The 15,899-nt window shown below is 71.5% G+C and carries 12 protein-coding genes; 6 read left to right on the top strand and 6 right to left on the bottom strand.

Translation table 11 applies throughout. The features are described from left to right. Nucleotides 1-12 precede the first annotated feature (12 nt). Nucleotides 13-909, top strand: a complete 897-nt coding sequence (locus tag IE318_RS12380; RefSeq protein ID WP_030164025.1) for a coiled-coil domain-containing protein — start codon at nucleotides 13-15, stop codon at nucleotides 907-909. A gap of 42 nt (nucleotides 910-951) precedes the next feature. On the opposite strand, the gene IE318_RS12375 is transcribed toward IE318_RS12380, so the two are convergent. Next, nucleotides 952-2,532 carry a sodium/solute symporter gene (locus IE318_RS12375; RefSeq protein WP_030164027.1) on the bottom strand — a complete coding sequence of 527 codons (1,581 nt, stop codon included), beginning with the start codon at nucleotides 2,530-2,532 and terminating at the stop codon, nucleotides 952-954. Between the two features lie 26 nt (nucleotides 2,533-2,558). Further along, entirely contained in the window at nucleotides 2,559-3,044 is a 486-nt protein-coding gene (locus IE318_RS12370) for a DUF485 domain-containing protein (RefSeq protein ID WP_189899613.1), read from the bottom strand. A 263-nt stretch (nucleotides 3,045-3,307) separates the two neighbouring features. Here IE318_RS12370 and IE318_RS12365 point away from each other — a divergent pair, with 263 nt between their 5' ends. Beyond that, nucleotides 3,308-4,012 carry an NAD(P)-dependent oxidoreductase gene (locus tag IE318_RS12365; RefSeq protein ID WP_229903482.1) on the top strand — a complete coding sequence of 235 codons (705 nt, stop codon included), beginning with the start codon at nucleotides 3,308-3,310 and terminating at the stop codon, nucleotides 4,010-4,012. A 21-nt stretch (nucleotides 4,013-4,033) separates the two neighbouring features. Here the strand turns inward: IE318_RS12365 and IE318_RS12360 are convergent, their stop codons facing one another. Beyond that, nucleotides 4,034-5,527 (bottom strand): MFS transporter, encoded by a 1,494-nt coding sequence (locus tag IE318_RS12360; RefSeq protein WP_229903481.1) that lies wholly within the window; start codon nucleotides 5,525-5,527, stop codon nucleotides 4,034-4,036. A gap of 424 nt (nucleotides 5,528-5,951) precedes the next feature. Here IE318_RS12360 and IE318_RS12355 point away from each other — a divergent pair, with 424 nt between their 5' ends. The 4 genes from IE318_RS12355 (at nucleotide 5,952) to IE318_RS12340 (ending at nucleotide 14,110) form a co-directional block, all read left to right on the top strand. Further along, nucleotides 5,952-6,740 (top strand): ABC transporter ATP-binding protein, encoded by a 789-nt coding sequence (locus IE318_RS12355; protein ID WP_030164036.1) that lies wholly within the window; start codon nucleotides 5,952-5,954, stop codon nucleotides 6,738-6,740. Continuing rightward, nucleotides 6,737-9,316 (top strand): ABC transporter permease, encoded by a 2,580-nt coding sequence (locus IE318_RS12350; protein ID WP_189899609.1) that lies wholly within the window; start codon nucleotides 6,737-6,739, stop codon nucleotides 9,314-9,316. The genes IE318_RS12355 and IE318_RS12350 overlap by 4 nt, the downstream gene beginning before the upstream one ends. 260 nt (nucleotides 9,317-9,576) lie before the next feature. After that, a complete protein-coding gene (mfd, locus tag IE318_RS12345) occupies nucleotides 9,577-13,131 on the top strand; it encodes a transcription-repair coupling factor (RefSeq protein ID WP_189899607.1) in 3,555 nt (1,184 codons plus the stop codon). A gap of 160 nt (nucleotides 13,132-13,291) precedes the next feature. Continuing rightward, nucleotides 13,292-14,110 (top strand): HNH endonuclease family protein, encoded by an 819-nt coding sequence (locus IE318_RS12340; RefSeq protein ID WP_078916893.1) that lies wholly within the window; start codon nucleotides 13,292-13,294, stop codon nucleotides 14,108-14,110. 60 nt (nucleotides 14,111-14,170) lie between these two features. Here IE318_RS12340 and IE318_RS12335 read toward each other — a convergent pair whose 3' ends face one another. The 3 genes from IE318_RS12335 to IE318_RS12325 all read right to left on the bottom strand — a co-directional run bounded on the left by IE318_RS12335 (nucleotide 14,171) and on the right by IE318_RS12325 (nucleotide 15,852). Continuing rightward, on the bottom strand, nucleotides 14,171-14,614 hold the full coding sequence (locus IE318_RS12335; RefSeq protein ID WP_030164046.1) for a hypothetical protein: 444 nt from the start codon (nucleotides 14,612-14,614) through the stop codon (nucleotides 14,171-14,173). A 94-nt stretch (nucleotides 14,615-14,708) separates the two neighbouring features. After that, a complete protein-coding gene (locus IE318_RS12330) occupies nucleotides 14,709-15,086 on the bottom strand; it encodes a hypothetical protein (RefSeq protein WP_030164048.1) in 378 nt (125 codons plus the stop codon). A 55-nt stretch (nucleotides 15,087-15,141) separates the two neighbouring features. After that, on the bottom strand, nucleotides 15,142-15,852 hold the full coding sequence (locus IE318_RS12325; protein WP_189899605.1) for a hypothetical protein: 711 nt from the start codon (nucleotides 15,850-15,852) through the stop codon (nucleotides 15,142-15,144). Nucleotides 15,853-15,899: the final 47 nt, after the last annotated feature.

Genomic DNA, 15,899 nt, shown 5'->3' with positions numbered 1-15,899 from the left:
GAGGGGTTCAGGATGGACAGCGCCTCCAGGTCATCGGCCGCGTTTCACGGCTTCGTGGTCGTGCGGGGGCGTGGCTACCGTCCCAGCCAGGTGAACGCCTGTGCGGACGCACTCTCCGACGAACGCGACGCCGCCTGGGAGAGAGCCGCCCGGCTGACCGTGCTGGCCAAGAACATGGAGGCGGAGCTCGCCGCCCTGCGGGAGGCCGCCGACCGGATCGGTGAGCAGACCTACGAGTCGCTGGGGGAGGGCGCCCGGCGGCTGTACGAGCTGGGGCAGCGGGAGGCGCAGGCGGTGCGGGAGCGGGCGCGGCAGGAGGCCCAGCAGCTCGAGGAGTCGGCGCGGGCGCACGCGGACGCCGTGCTCCGGGCCGCCCGGGCGCACGCCGACGCCGTACGCGCCGAGGCCGAGGAACGGGCCAGGCAGCGGCTCCTCGCCGCCCAGGCGGAGGCCGAGGAGCTGCGGATCTCCGTCCGCCGCGAGGTGAAGGCGAGCCGGGGCGAGGCCATGGCGGCGCTGCGCGAGATGCGGCAGCGCACCTCCGGGATGCTCACCGAGCAGTCCCGTGAGCACGCCGCCCGGCTCGCCGAGGCGGAACGGGAGGAGAGCGGGCGTCAGGCCGCGCTGGAGGCCGAGCACGCCCGGCGGCTCGAGGCGGCCGAGGCCGCGCTGGCCGCGGCCGAGCAGGCCCTCGCCGACGCCCGGGAGCAGGAGCGGCGGGCGCCGGAGGAGGCGCGGGCGAGGGCGGCCGAGGTGCTGGCCGAGGCCCGGCTGCGCGCGGACCGGATCGCCCGCGAGACCGAACGGGTGCTGCGCGAGCACGGCGAGATGTGGGACGACGTACGGGCCCAGATGGACACCGTGCAGAACAGCATCACCGCGCTGACCGGGCGGGCCTGGGCCGAGTAGGGCCCGCCCGGCGCAGCACGGACGGGCCGTCCGCCCCTCGGGTCAGCTCCCCCTCCGTACCGCCCCCGCCAGGATCCAGCCCTCCACCGACTCGTACTGGTGCCGCTGCTCCTCCGCCTTCGCCCGGCCGGAGGCCAGCGTGCCCAGCCAGCCGAACAGGAAGCCGAGGGGGATGGTGACCAGGCCGGTCGTGGTGAAGGGGAAGTAGTTGAAGTCGGCGTCGGGGAAGGCGGCCACCGGCGAGCCGGAGACGAGGTTGGTGCCCGGCATCAGCAGCAGCACCGCGAGGGTGCCCCCGATCAGGGTGCTCAGCAGGCCCGTTCGGGTGTAACGGCGCCAGAAGAGGCTGTAGACCAGGGCGGGCGCGATGGCGGAGGCGCCCAGGCAGAAGCTCAGCGTCACCAGCGGCTGGAGGCTGCGGTGCTGGACCAGCGTGGCCAGCAGGATCGTGGGAACGCCCACCGCCAGCGCCGAGAGGCGGGCCAGCGTCATCTCGCGGCGCGCCGGCATCTCCTGCACGCGGGCGGCGAAGACGTCGTGGGCGAGGGAGTTGGCGCAGGCCAGGATCATTCCGGCGACCGAGGCGAGCAGGGTCAGGAAGAGGGCCGTGGTGACCGCGGTGAACAGGAACGTCTCCCCGGTGGAGACGTCCGCCCCGAACGCGGCCCGCGAGCCCAGCAGATAGGCGGTGTTGCCCTGCGGGTCGGCCCGCGCGATCACCGTGCGACCGACGAGCGCCGTGGCGCCGAAGCCGACCACGGTGATGACGAGCACGAACAGCGCCACGCTCGACACCGCCCAGGACATCGACCGCCGCACCTGCCGCGCGCTGGAGGCGGTGTACGTACGCATGGTGATGTGCGGCAGGCACGCACCGCCCAGGACCACCGTCAGCTCGGCGGTGATCATGTCCAGGCGGGGGCTGGCGCCGCCCGCGAACTCGATTCCCGAGTGCAGGAAGGCATCCCCGACCCCGCTCTGCTGCGCCGCCGCGTGGAAGAGCGTGCCGGGGTCCCAGTCGAACCGTTGCAGGATGAGCAGGGCGACCACGGCCCCGGACCCCAGCAGCATCACGATCTTCAGGATCTGGATGAGGGCCGTTCCCTTCATCCCGCCGATGGCCGCGTAACTGATCATCAGCGCGCCCAGGCCGATCACACAGCCCGTCTTGAGCGAGTCGTTGGAGAAGCCGAGGATGAAGGCCAGCAGCTGGCCCGTCCCGGCCAGTTGCACCAGCATCAGCGGCACCAGCGCGGCGATGGTCACCGCGCACGCGGTCATCCGCACGGCCCGCCCCGGCATCCGGCGCGCCAGCGCGTCCCCCATGGTGAACCGGCCCGCGTTGCGCAGGGGTTCGGCCAGCAGGAACATCATCAGCATCAGCGACAGCGCCGTGCTCAGCGCCAGCACGATCCCGTCGTAGCCGCACAGGGCGATCACCCCGCCCGTGCCCAGCACGCTGGCCGCCGAGATGTAGTCGCCCGCGATGGCCAGGCCGTTGCGCATGGGGGACAGGGAGCTGTAGCCGGTGTAGAACTCGTCGAGGTCGTCCCGGTCCGGGCCGGTCATCACGCACAGCAGCAGGGTGATGGTGGCGACGCTGGTGAACGCCACCAGGGACATCGCCTGGGGCGGGCCGTTGAAGAGGATCACCGTGTCGCCCCCCGCCTGCTGTCCAGCTCGGCCTGCCGGCGTATGCGGTCCGCGATCGGGTCGACGTACCGGCGCGCGGTGTACTCGTACAGCGAGATCGCCAGCAGGGTGACCAGGAGCTGGGCCAGGGCGAGCAGCAGCCCGACCGGCAGTCCGCCCGGGCCGTCGCCCGTCATGAAGGACGGCGCGAAGGCGGACAGGACGAGGAAGAGCGTGAAGTACCCGAGCGCGGTGAGCGTGGCCACGCGCCGCTGCCAGCGGTAGGCGCCGCGCAGGATCCGCAGGTCGCTGTGGTGCCCGAGCGCCTCCCGCCGCGGCGACCGTCGCGCGTCCGGCTCCGGTGCGGGCGGGGACGGCTGCCAGGGATACGTGGCGTACGGCGGCGAGGGGTGCGCGGCGTACGGCGGCGAGGGGTGCGCGGCGTACGGCGTCGGCGGATACGTGCCGTACGGCGGCGAGGGGTCGTGAGCGGGGTGGGACATCCCGGGCTCCTCGAGTGGCGGCTCTGGAACAGAGGTGCGGGGTGGGAGGTGGCGTGGGGAGGGTGCTGCGGGTCACGCACGCTACTCGGCGCCCCGGAACTGCGCTGCGTTTTCGCCAAACTGAGTGGTCGGTATGCGCTTACTGCGCCGCCCTCGGCCCTTCCACCGCCCCGATGTCACATCGCGGGGGCCCTTCACCCTCTGGTCCCTGGAAACGCGGAAACGACGCAACGTGCGTCGCAGTGGCCGAAGGGGAGTCCACCGTGCAGAGCATCAGGAACATCGTCGTCTTCGGGGCGAACGGCCCCACCGGGCGGCTGGTCGTCGAGCAGGCGAGCGCAGCCGGGCATCATGTCACCGCCGTCACCCGCCGTCCCGAGGCCTTCCCGGTGCGGGGAGCCCACGTGCGGGTGGCCGAGGCGGACGTGCTCGACCCGGACGCGGTCGAGGACGTGGTGGCCGGGCACGACGCGGTGATCTCGGCGCTCGGCGTGCCGTTCGGCCGCGAACCGGTCAGCGTGTACTCCGCCGGTGCCACGCACCTGATCAGGGCCATGACCGCGCACGGCGTGCGCCGCCTGGTCGCCGTCACCTCCACGATCATGTTCGGCACGCCCGCGCCCGGCGAGGGCTTCCTCTTCCGCCGGGTGCTGGAACCGGCCGTGGCGCGGTTCATGGGACGCACGGTCTACGACGACATGCGGCGCATGGAGGAGATCGTCCGCCGCAGCGACCTGGACTGGACGGTGGTCCGCCCCGGTGGGCTGTTCGACGCGCCGCGGGTCAGCGACTACCGGACCGGCACGTCACGGCTGCCGGGCCGCTACACCGCGCGCTGCGACCTGGCCCAGGAACTGCTGCGGCAGGCCGAGGACCGGCGGTACGTGCACCGGTTCGTCGACGTACGCACGACGGAGGGCACCCCGAGCTTCGTCCAGCTGATCCGCAAGGAGGCGCTGAACAAGTGAGCGGGGCCCACCGGCGGGGCCTCACTCCTGCAGCACGGGGAAGCGCCGCGGCGCCAGCGTGAGCAGGACCGCGAAGGCCAGCGCCGCCGCGCAACCCGCGCCCAGGTAGACCGCGTGCACCGCGTCCGCGACGGCCCGGCGGGTCGGTTCGGCCGCCGTGCCCGCGTCCAGCGCCCGGGTCACCGCGTCCAGGTCGCTCGCGCCGCCCAGGCGCGCGGACAGCACGCCGTTGGCGACCGCGCCGAACACGGAGGCGCCGAGCGTCTGGCCGGTCTGGCGGCAGAAGAGGACCGAGGCGGTGGCCGTGCCGCGCTCCGACCAGCCGACCGTCGACTGCACGCCGACGATCAGCGGCAACTGGAACAGGCCGAGGGCCGCGCCCAGGGCGAGCATCAGCACCGTCGGCTGCCAGGCCGCACCCGGATACGGCAGGAAGGGGAACGCGAACAGGAGCACGGCCGCCGTGCCGATGCCCAGCAGCGCGGTGTTGCGGAAGCCGATCCGGCGGTAGACGTGCTGGCTGAGCGCCGCCGAGATCGGCCAGCTCAGCGTCCACACCGACAGCACGAAGCCGGCGGCCACCGGCGCCAGGCCGAGGACCGACTGGGCGTAGGTGGGCAGGAAGACGGTGGGAGCGACCATCAGCAGTCCCAGGGCGCCCAGCGCCAGGTTCACCGCGGCGATCGTGCGGCGGCGCCACACCCACCCCGGGATGATCGGCTCGGCCGCCCGCCGCTCGATCACCACCACCAGCGCGGCCAGCGCCCCTCCCGTACCGAACAGCGCCAGGGACGGTGCCGACAGCCAGGGCCAGGCCACGCCGCCCTGGACCGTCGCGGTCAGCAGGGCGCCCGCGCAGGCGAACACGGCCAGCGCGCCGGCCCAGTCGACGCGCGGGCGCGCGGAGCGCTCCCGCTCCGGCTCGTGCAGATGGCGGACGATCAGCCACAGCGCGAGGGCGCCGACCGGCAGGTTCACCAGGAAGATCCAGCGCCAGTCGGCGTACGCCGCGAGCAGGCCGCCGAGTGCCGGGCCGGCGATCGCGGACACCGCCCACACGGTGGACAGCCTGGCCTGGATCCGAGGGCGCTGCTCCAGCGGGTAGAGGTCGGCGGCGAGCGTCTGGACGGTGCCCTGCAACGCCCCGCCGCCCAGGCCCTGGACGACCCGGAAGGCGATCAGCGCGCCCATGCCCCAGGCGCCGGCACACAGCAGCGAGCCGAGCAGGAAGAGGGCCGCGCCCGCGACGAGGACCGGCTTGCGGCCGAAGGTGTCGGAGAGCTTGCCGTAGACGGGCAGCGTCACCGTCACGGCCAGCAGATAGCCGGAGAACAGCCAGGAGAAGAGGGTGAAGCCGCCGAGGTCGCCGACGATCTGCGGGACGGCGGTCGACACGATCGTCGAGTCCAGCGCCGCCAGCGCCATGGCGAGCATCAGCGCGGCGACGACGGCGCCCCGGCGGTCGGGCGCGGTGCGCCCGGTGGCCCGGCGCAGCGCGGATTCGGTGCTGCCCACGGCGGATCCTTTCCCTGTGCATCTATCTTCGGCGGACAGCTTCGCACTTGATCCTCACGTGGCGGGAGGGTGGAGGCTCGCTGGGCCGGTGGGTGGACGCGACCCTGAGACGAGGTCCACCCGTCGGTGGAGAGCCCCTAGGGGTTGCTCCGTACCTGGGGTCGGGGAGGGTTCGTACCGGCGGAGGACGAGAGGGCACCGGGGCCGTCCTTAACCTGGCTTTACGCCACTGAGGGAGCGGCACGGCACCGCCGGGCGGCGGCGCACCGCACCAACGGGGGTGGGGTTTTCCCCCGCAGAAGACGGGGCCCGGCACCAGCGCGCCGGAGCCTCACGCCGACCAGACTCATGGGCGTACCGAAGCACCTCGCTCGACAGACGGGCGAAGGCACGACCAACCGCTGACCGACATAGGAGACTTACCGTGACATCGGCTGTGACCATTCCCAGGCACGGGGGTACTGGAGGGACTACGGCCGTTGCCGCGCGGGCGCGGCAGGTCGTGAAGGCCTACGGGGCCGGGGAGACCCGAGTCGTCGCCCTCGACCACGTCGACGTGGACATCGCCCGCGGCCAGTTCACCGCGATCATGGGCCCCTCCGGGTCCGGCAAGTCCACGCTGATGCACTGCCTGGCCGGGCTCGACACCGTGACGAGCGGTCAGATCTACCTGGACGAGACCGAGATCACCGGGCTGAAGGACAAGAAGCTCACCCAGCTCCGCCGGGACCGGATCGGGTTCATCTTCCAGGCGTTCAACCTGCTGCCGACGCTGAACGCGATCGAGAACATCACCCTGCCCATGGACATCGCCGGCCGGAAGCCGGACCGGGCGTGGCTGGACCGGGTGGTCGAGACCGTCGGCCTGGCCGGGCGGCTCAAGCACCGTCCCAACCAGCTCTCCGGCGGTCAGCAGCAGCGGGTCGCCGTGGCCCGCGCGCTCGCCGCCCGGCCCGAGATCATCTTCGGTGACGAGCCGACCGGAAACCTGGACTCCCGCGCGGGCGCCGAGGTCCTCGGCTTCCTGCGCCGCTCGGTCGACGAGCTGGGCCAGACGATCGTGATGGTCACCCACGACCCGGTGGCCGCCTCCTACGCGGACCGGGTGCTGTACCTCGCCGACGGCCGGATCGTCGACGAGATGCACCAGCCGACGGCCGATCAGGTCCTGGACCGCATGAAGGACTTCGACGCCCGGGGGCGTACGTCATGACCGTCCTGAAGACATCGATGCGCAACTTCTTCGCGCACAAGGGACGGATGGCCCTCTCGGCGATCGCCGTCCTGCTGTCGGTGGCCTTCGTCTGCGGGACGCTGGTGTTCACCGACACCATGAACACCACCTTCGACAAGCTGTTCCAGGCGACGTCGTCCGATGTGTCGGTGAGCGCCAAGGGCGCCTCGGACAGCGGTGAGACGACCGCCGACGACGGCAAGCCGCCGGTCATGCCGGCCTCCGTGCTCGGCAAGGTGCGCGGGGCGCAGGGCGTGAAGTCGGCGGAGGGGACGGTCTTCTCGACCTCCGTCACCGTCGTCGACGGCAAGAAGGACAACCTGTCGCCCTCCAGCGGCGCTCCGACCATCGTCGGCAGCTGGAACGGCAACGACGCACGCACCATGAAGATCACCTCCGGTACGGCGCCCAAGGGCCCGGACCAGGTGATGGTCGACGCCGACACCGTCGACAAGCACCACCTGAAGCTCGGTGACGAGATCGGCGTGATCAGCGCGGTCGGCACGCACCGCGCGAGGATCTCCGGCATCGCCGCCTTCCAGGTCACCAACCCCGGTGCGGCGATCTTCTACCTGGACACCAGGACGGCGCAGCAGACGCTCGTCGGCAGGACCGGCGTCTACACCAACATCAACGTCACGGCCGCCTCCGGGGTGACCGACCCGCAGCTGAAGACGAACGTGCTCTCGGCGATCGGCACCGGCTACAAGGTGCAGACCGCCAAGGAGACCGCCGACGCCAACCAGAAGGACGTCGAGGGCTTCATGAACGTCATGAAGTACGCGATGCTCGGCTTCGCCGGGATCGCCTTCCTCGTCGGCATCTTCCTGATCATCAACACCTTCTCGATGCTGGTCGCCCAGCGCACCCGCGAGATCGGCCTGATGCGGGCCATCGGCTCCAGCCGCAAGCAGGTCAACCGCTCCGTCCTGGCCGAGGCGCTGCTGCTCGGTGTGTTCGGCTCGGTGCTGGGTGTCGGTGCGGGCGTCGGCCTCGCGGTCGGGCTGATGAAGCTCATGGGCCAGATGGGGATGCACCTGTCGACCAGCGATCTGACGATCGCCTGGACGACCCCGGTGGTCGGTCTGGTGCTCGGCGTCGTCGTCACCGTCCTCGCCGCCTATCTGCCCGCCCGCCGGGCCGGCAAGGTCTCCCCGATGGCCGCGCTGCGCGACGCCGGAGCCCCGGCCGACGCCAGGGCCGGGCGGATCCGGGCCCTGGTGGGCCTGGTGCTGACCGGTGCCGGCGGCTACAGCCTCTACCAGGCCGCGGGCGTCGACAAGGCGAAGGACGGCTCGCTCTGGCTGGGCCTGGGCGTGGTGCTGTCGCTGATCGGGTTCGTCGTCATCGGTCCGCTGCTCGCGGGCGGCGTGGTGCGCGTCCTGGGCGCCGTACTGCTGCGGGCCTTCGGGCCGGTGGGCCGGATGGCCGAACGCAACGCGCTGCGCAACCCGCGCCGCACCGGTGCCACGGGCGCCGCGCTGATGATCGGCCTCGCGCTGGTCGCCTGCCTCTCGGTGGTCGGCTCCTCCATGGTCGCCTCCGCCACCGACCAGCTCGACAAGACCGTCGGCACGGACTTCATCATCCAGTCCGACAACGGTCAGCTGGTCACCCCGCAGGCGGTCGAGGCGATCAAGGACACGCCGGGGCTGGCGCGGGTCACCGAGTACAAGTGGACCAAGGCCGACTTCACCACCCCGGACGGCAAGACCCTCGACGACACGGCGATCACCGCGGCCGACCCGACGTACGCGACGGACCTGCGCACCAAGACCGTCGCCGGGAATCTGAAGGACGCCTATCTGCCGAACTCGATGTCCGTGCACGAGAAGTTCGCCAAGGACCACGACATCCACCTCGGCTCGAAGATCGCCGTCGCCTTCCAGAACGGCTCCACGGCCCATCTGACGGTCCGCGCGATCACCAGCAGCGACGTCGTCATCGACCAGGGCGCGATGTACACGTCGATCGCCACGCTCGCCAAGCACGTGCCCGCCGACAAGATGCCGCTGGACCAGCTGGTCTTCGCCAGCGCCAAGGACGGGCAGCAGGACGCCGCCTACAAGTCGCTGAAGTCCGCGCTGCACGACTACCCGCAGTACACGGTGCGTGACCAGACCGACTACAAGCAGGCGCTGAAGGACCAGATCGGCCAGCTGCTGAACATGATCTACGGCCTGCTGGCGCTGGCGATCATCGTCGCGATCCTGGGTGTGGTGAACACCCTGGCGCTGTCGGTGGTGGAGCGGACCCGCGAGATCGGCCTGATGCGGGCGATCGGCCTCTCCCGCCGTCAGCTGCGCCGCATGATCCGCATGGAGTCGGTGGTCATCGCCCTCTTCGGCGCCCTGCTGGGCCTGGGCCTGGGCATGGGCTGGGGCGCGACCGCCCAGAAGCTCCTCGCCCTGGAGGGCCTGAAGGTCCTGGACATCCCCTGGCCGACGATCACCGGAGTCTTCATCGGCTCGGCCTTCGTGGGCCTGTTCGCCGCCCTGATCCCGGCGTTCCGGGCGGGCCGGATGAACGTGCTGAACGCGATCGCCACGGAGTAGCGACCGCGACGACGCCTCCGTGGACGGGGGTCACGGGGAAGCCCGGGGTCGGCAAGCCAGGAGGCTTGCCGACCCCGGGCTCGTGCATGTCGGCGACCCCGCACACCACTCGTGCCGGACACCTGTTCGACGGTCGAGGCGCTGTTCACAGCCCCACCGGTCCGGCTGCCGGCGTCGTAGGCTGAAGGAAGCCCGCCCCGCACCCGAGTCGGGCCCTTCGCGTTGCCCACGCCCTGCCACCCCAGGATGGAAAGCCCTCCATGAGCCTGCACGGTCTGCTCGACGCCGTCGTCAAGGACCCCGCCCTCGCGGAAGCGATCACCGCGGCCGCGGACGGCAACCGGATGCACGTCGACCTCGTCGGCCCGCCCGCCGCCCGCCCCTTCGCGGTCGCCGCCCTGGCCCGCGAGGCCGCCCGCACCGTGCTCGCGGTGACGGCGACCGGCCGCGAGGCCGAGGACCTGGCCGCGGCGCTGCGCTCCCTGCTGCCGCCGGAGAGCGTCGTGGACTACCCCTCCTGGGAGACGCTTCCGCACGAGCGGCTCAGCCCGCGCAGCGACACCGTGGGCCGCAGGCTCGCCGTGCTGCGCCGGCTGGCCCACCCGAGCCCCGACGACCCCGAGACCGGCCCGGTCTCCGTCGTCGTCGCACCGATCCGCTCGGTGCTCCAGCCGCAGGTCAAGGGTCTGGGAGACCTCGAGCCCGTCGCCCTGAGAACCGGCCGGACCGCCGATCTGAACGATGTCGTCGAAGCCCTCGCCGCCGCCGCGTACGCGCGCGTGGAGCTGGTGGAGAAGCGCGGCGAGTTCGCCGTGCGCGGCGGCATCCTGGATGTGTTCCCGCCCACCGAGGAACACCCGCTGCGCATCGAGTTCTGGGGCGACGACGTCGAGGAGATCCGCTACTTCAAGGTCGCGGACCAGCGCTCCCTGGAAGTGGCCGAGCACGGCCTGTGGGCCCCGCCCTGCCGCGAGCTGCTGCTCACCGAGGACGTACGCGCGCGTGCGCGCGCCCTGGCCGAGCAGCACCCGGAGCTTGGCGAGCTGCTCGGCAAGATCGCCGAGGGCATCGCGGTGGAGGGCATGGAGTCCCTCGCCCCCGTCCTCGTCGACGACATGGAGCTGCTTCTCGACGTGCTGCCCAAGGGTTCGATGGCCGTGGTGTGCGACCCGGAGCGGGTGCGCACGCGCGCCGCGGACCTGGTGGCGACCTCCCAGGAGTTCCTCCAGGCGTCCTGGGCGGCCAGCGCCGGTGGCGGCGAGGCGCCGATCGACGTCGGTGCGGCCTCCCTGTGGTCGATCGCGGACGTCCGGGACCGGGCCCGCGAGCTGGACATGATGTGGTGGTCCGTCTCCCCGTTCGCCGCCGACGAGACGGCGTACGACGGGTACGCCGACGGCGGCGGGGACACCCTCAAACTGGGCATGCACGCGCCGGAGACGTACCGGGGCGACACCGCGCGGGCGCTCGCCGACACCAAGGGCTGGCTGGCCGACGGCTGGCGCACCGTCTACGTCACCGAGGGGCACGGCCCGGCCACCCGCACGGTCGAGGTGCTGGGCGGCGAGGGCATCGCGGCCCGTCTGGACGCCGACCTCGGGGAGCCGTCCCCGTCGGTGGTGCACGTGGCGTGCGGCTGCATCGACCACGGCTTCGTCGACCCCGCGCTGAAGCTGGCCGTGCTCACCGAGACCGACCTGTCCGGGCAGCGCGCGGCCACCCGGGACGGCGCCCGGATGCCGGCCCGCCGCCGCAAGACCATCGACCCGCTGACCCTGGAGGCGGGCGACTACATCGTCCACGAGCAGCACGGCGTAGGCCGCTACATCGAGATGGCGCAGCGCACCGTGCAGGGCGCCACCCGCGAGTACCTGGTGGTGGAGTACGCCCCGGCCAAGCGCGGCCAGCCCGGCGACCGTCTCTACATCCCCACCGACCAGCTGGAGCAGATCACCAAGTACGTCGGCGGCGAGGCGCCCACCCTGCACCGGCTCGGCGGCGCCGACTGGACCAAGACCAAGGCACGGGCGAAGAAGGCGGTCAAGGAGATCGCCGCCGACCTGATCAAGTTGTACTCGGCCCGGATGGCCGCCCCCGGTCACACCTTCGGCGCCGACACGCCCTGGCAGCGCGAGCTGGAGGACGCCTTCCCCTACGCGGAGACGCCCGACCAGCTGACCACGATCGCCGAGGTCAAGGAGGACATGGAGAAGTCGGTCCCGATGGACCGGCTGATCTGCGGCGACGTCGGCTACGGCAAGACGGAGATCGCGGTCCGCGCCGCCTTCAAGGCCGTCCAGGACGGCAAGCAGGTCGCGGTGCTGGTCCCGACGACCCTGCTGGTGCAGCAGCACTTCGGCACGTTCAGCGAGCGCTACTCGCAGTTCCCGGTCAATGTGCGGGCGCTCTCCCGCTTCCAGACCGACACCGAGGCGAAGGCGGTCCTGGAGGGCCTGCGCGAGGGCTCGGTGGACGTCGTCATCGGCACCCACCGCCTGTTCTCCTCCGAGACGAAGTTCAAGGACCTGGGCCTGGTCATCGTCGACGAGGAGCAGCGCTTCGGTGTCGAGCACAAGGAGCAGCTGAAGAAGCTGCGCGCCAACGTCGACGTGCTGACGATGTCCGCGACCCCGATCCCGCGCACCCTGGAAATGGCGGTGACGGGCATCCGCGAGATGTCCACGATCACCACTCCGCCGGAGGAGCGCCACCCGGTGCTGACCTTCGTCGGGCCGTACGAGGAGAAGCAGATCGGCGCGGCGATCCGCCGCGAGCTGCTGCGCGAGGGCCAGGTCTTCTACATCCACAACCGGGTGGAGACCATCGACCGGGCGGCTGCGCGGCTGCGCGAGATCGTGCCGGAGGCCCGGATCGCCACGGCGCACGGCCAGATGTCGGAGTCGGCCCTGGAACAGGTCGTGGTCGACTTCTGGGAGAAGAAGTTCGACGTGCTGGTCTCCACGACGATCGTCGAGTCGGGCATCGACATCTCCAACGCCAACACCCTGATCGTGGAGCGCGGCGACAACTTCGGCCTCTCCCAACTGCACCAGCTCCGCGGCCGGGTCGGACGTGGCCGCGAGCGCGGCTACGCCTACTTCCTCTACCCGCCGGAGAAGCCGCTGACGGAGACCGCCCACGAGCGCCTCGCCACCATCGCCCAGCACACGGAGATGGGTGCGGGCATGTACGTGGCGATGAAGGACCTGGAGATCCGCGGCGCCGGAAACCTGCTCGGCGGCGAGCAGTCCGGCCACATCGCGGGCGTCGGCTTCGACCTCTACGTCCGCATGGTCGGCGAGGCGGTCGCGGACTACCGCCGCCAGCTGGAGACCGGCGAGATCGAGGAGGAGGCGCCGCTGGAGGTCAAGATCGAGCTTCCGGTCGACGCGCACGTCCCGCACGACTACGCGCCCGGCGAGCGCCTGCGGCTCCAGGCCTACCGCTCGATCGCCTCCGCCAACTCGGAGGAGGACATCAAGGCCGTCCGCGAGGAACTCACCGACCGCTACGGCAAGCTGCCCGAACCGGTGGAGAACCTCCTCCTGGTCGCGGGCCTGCGCATGCTCGCCCGCGCCTGCGGGGTGGGCGAGATCGTCCTCCAGGGCAACAACATCCGGTTCGCCCCGGTGGAGTTGCGCGAGTCCCAGGAACTGCGCCTGAAGCGCCTGTACCCGGGCACGGTCATCAAGCCGGCCGTGCACCAGGTCCTGGTGCCCCGCCCGAAGACGGCGAAGGTCGGCGGCAAGCCGCTGATCGGCCGCGAACTGCTGGGCTGGGTCGGTGAGTTCCTGGCGTCCGTCCTGGGCTCGTAGCCCCGTCCGGGCACAGGATACAAAGCATCGCCGATACGCCCCATCTGCGCCGTTTGCCTCCTCGCGCCCCGCCCGAGCCGCACATCTTCCCGATTACCGTGGGCACGGGAAAGACAGGCCCGGCACACGAAGGTGGGGCCGCACGGCAAGGGGAGGGCTCATGCGCGCAGAGGTGCGCCGGGGTACGGAGGGGCTCGCGAGGCACCGTGGCGGGGCGCGCCCTCTGCTGCGGGCCGGCGGCGTGGCGGTGTGCGCCGCCGTGGCACTGGTCAGCGGGTGCGACGGCGGCGCGAACAGCGGCAGTTCGCCGACGGGGAGCGGAGCGCCCGCCCCGGCGTCGGACGGACACTCCGTCAGCCCGTTGAAGAACCCCGACGGCACGAAGCCGGGCCTGGCGCCCCTGACGAGCGAGGCCGACAAGGCCGCGGCCCGCGCGCTCATCGAGTCGCTGTCGACGAAGGGGCGCGGCCCGAAGACCGGCTACGACCGGGACAGGTTCGGCTACGCGTGGATGGACACCGCGGACGGCGTCCCGTGGGCGCGCAACGGCTGTGACACCCGCAACGACCTGCTGAAACGCGACGGCCAGGACGTGCGCTTCCGCAAGGGCTCCAACTGTGTGATCGTCTCGATGACCCTGGACGACCCGTACACGGGCCACACGATCCAGTGGACCAAGTCGCACGCGACCACCGTCCAGATCGACCACGTCATGCCGCTGTCCTACGACTGGCAGATGGGTGCCGCGCACTGGACGAAGGACAAGCGCGAGCAGATAGCCAACGACCCGCTCAACCTGCTCCCCGTGGACGGCCCCGCCAACTCCGCCAAGGGCGACTCCGGCCCGGCGACCTGGCTCCCGCCGAGCAAGGGCATCCGGTGCGCGTACAGCGTGCGCTTCGCCCAGGTGTCACGGAAGTACGAGCTGCCGGTGACGCCGGCGGACAAGCGGATGATGCTGAAGCAGTGCGGCGCCTGATCAGTCGCCGAAGCCCTCAAGTACCACACGCAGGGCGTCGGCTTCGGCGGCCCGAGCGTGTCAGCGCGTTGTCGGCAGGCCGGACACGAACCGTGGGCCGTCCGCGCGGTGCTGGACCGGGAACGTGATCTTCAGGCCCTTGTCCTGGCCGGCCACCGACAGATGGGTGACGTACTGCAGGCCGAGGAAGGCCTTCTTCGAGCCACCGACGGAGACATGGGGGCGGGGCAGGTCCAGTTGCGCCGGGCCCGGCTTGCCGCCGCGGTTTCCGTCGAAGAACAGCACCCGCTGGTCGGTGAGGACCAGGTACATCGGGCGGGGCGTGACCGTGGCCATCACCGTGCCCGCGCTGAGCACGCCCACCACGGCGGCGGTCAGCGCCTGCTTGCGCACGGAGACTGTGCCGACGCCGGCCAGGGTGGTGAGCTCGACCCGTTCGCCCTGAAGCAGCAACGGAGCGGCCGCCTCCAGCAGTTGACGGGTGCGTCGGGCGTTCAGGGCCATGGGGACTCCGGACGAAGAGGAACAAGTCGAAGAGGTACAAGACGAAGAGGTGCAAGACGAAGAGGTGCAAGACGAAGAGGCAGGTGGCCGGTTCCTACCGGCCGTAGGGATACCCGTACGGCTGCCCCTGCACGGGCGCCGACGGGACCCCGTACACCTGCGGGGCGGCGGCCTCTGCCGCCCGCCTGTCGAAGACGGCGAACAGCAGCATCAGCGCCGCGACCAGCAGACACGCGATGAGGACCAGGCCGAACAGGGTGTCGTCGCTGCCCTCCGCGGGCATGAGGGCCACCCAGGTCACCGTGACGCACTCGTACAGCAGGAACGAGGCGAACGCCCCCCAGTCCGAGCCCCGGCCGCGGCGGATCGCCACGTACAGGAACGGCACCCACACCAGCAGGCCCAGCGAGCCCCAGGCCAGGACCAGCCAGGCGATCCGCTGGAGCCAGCCGGCTTCCAGACGCTTTTCCATCTCCACCCCCACTTTCGCCCCCCACGGCATTGCAGGGGGCAAGAGTAGGGCACGGTCAGGACGTCTTCTCCAGGGATGTGACGATCCGCTGCGTCAGCTTCTTCGCCGTGGCGGCGCCGTTGTCGTGGCCGTCCGTCGAGAGCACGCTGACGAGGTCGGTGCCGACGCGGGCGGCGACGAGCGTGGTGCCGTTCTCCCAGGAGGCGTCCGTCAGGGTGATCGTGCAGGCCTCGTCGCCCAGGCCGGGCGTGGCCCGGGCGGCGACCTTCACCTTCGTGTGGGTCTGGGGGTCGGTGAAGGTCGCGCAGGTGGTCGTCGCGATCGTCTTCACCTCCTTCAGCACGCTCGCCGCCGTCGTGCCGCGGAAGGTGTCGATCTGCTGGGCGATCTCCTCGGACGTGTTCTCGCTGACGTAGTCGCCCTGGGCGAAGGACACCCCGGTGACACCGGCGATGTCGATCCAGGACGTGCCCCCCAGCCGCGTGCAGTCGGGCTTCGCCGGGCTCTTGGTGGCCGGCGGAACGTAGGTGTCTCCGGTGTCCCGGGTGGCGTCGGGGTCGGAGGTGAAACCGGCCCGGAAGAAGGACGCCGGGGCGAGCGCCTTCTTCAGCTGCGCACCGGTGGGCAGGCCGGCGTTCGGGTCCGCGGAGTGGGACGGGGACGCCGTGGCCTTGGCCGAGGAGCTCTCGGTCGAGCCGCAGGCCGCCAGGGCCAGGGGGAGCGCGGCCACGGCGAGAACGCGAGCGGCGCGGGACGGGATGTGCATGCAAGTCCTTCTGAACGAGCCGTGGGGGTGGCCAGCGGACCCTACGA

The sequence above is a fragment of the Streptomyces spiralis genome (assembly GCF_014654675.1).
Taxonomy (GTDB): Bacteria; Actinomycetota; Actinomycetes; order Streptomycetales; family Streptomycetaceae; genus Streptomyces; species Streptomyces spiralis.
Note: the sequence above shows the minus strand (reverse complement) of the source record. Positions and strands in the feature narration are given on the sequence as shown.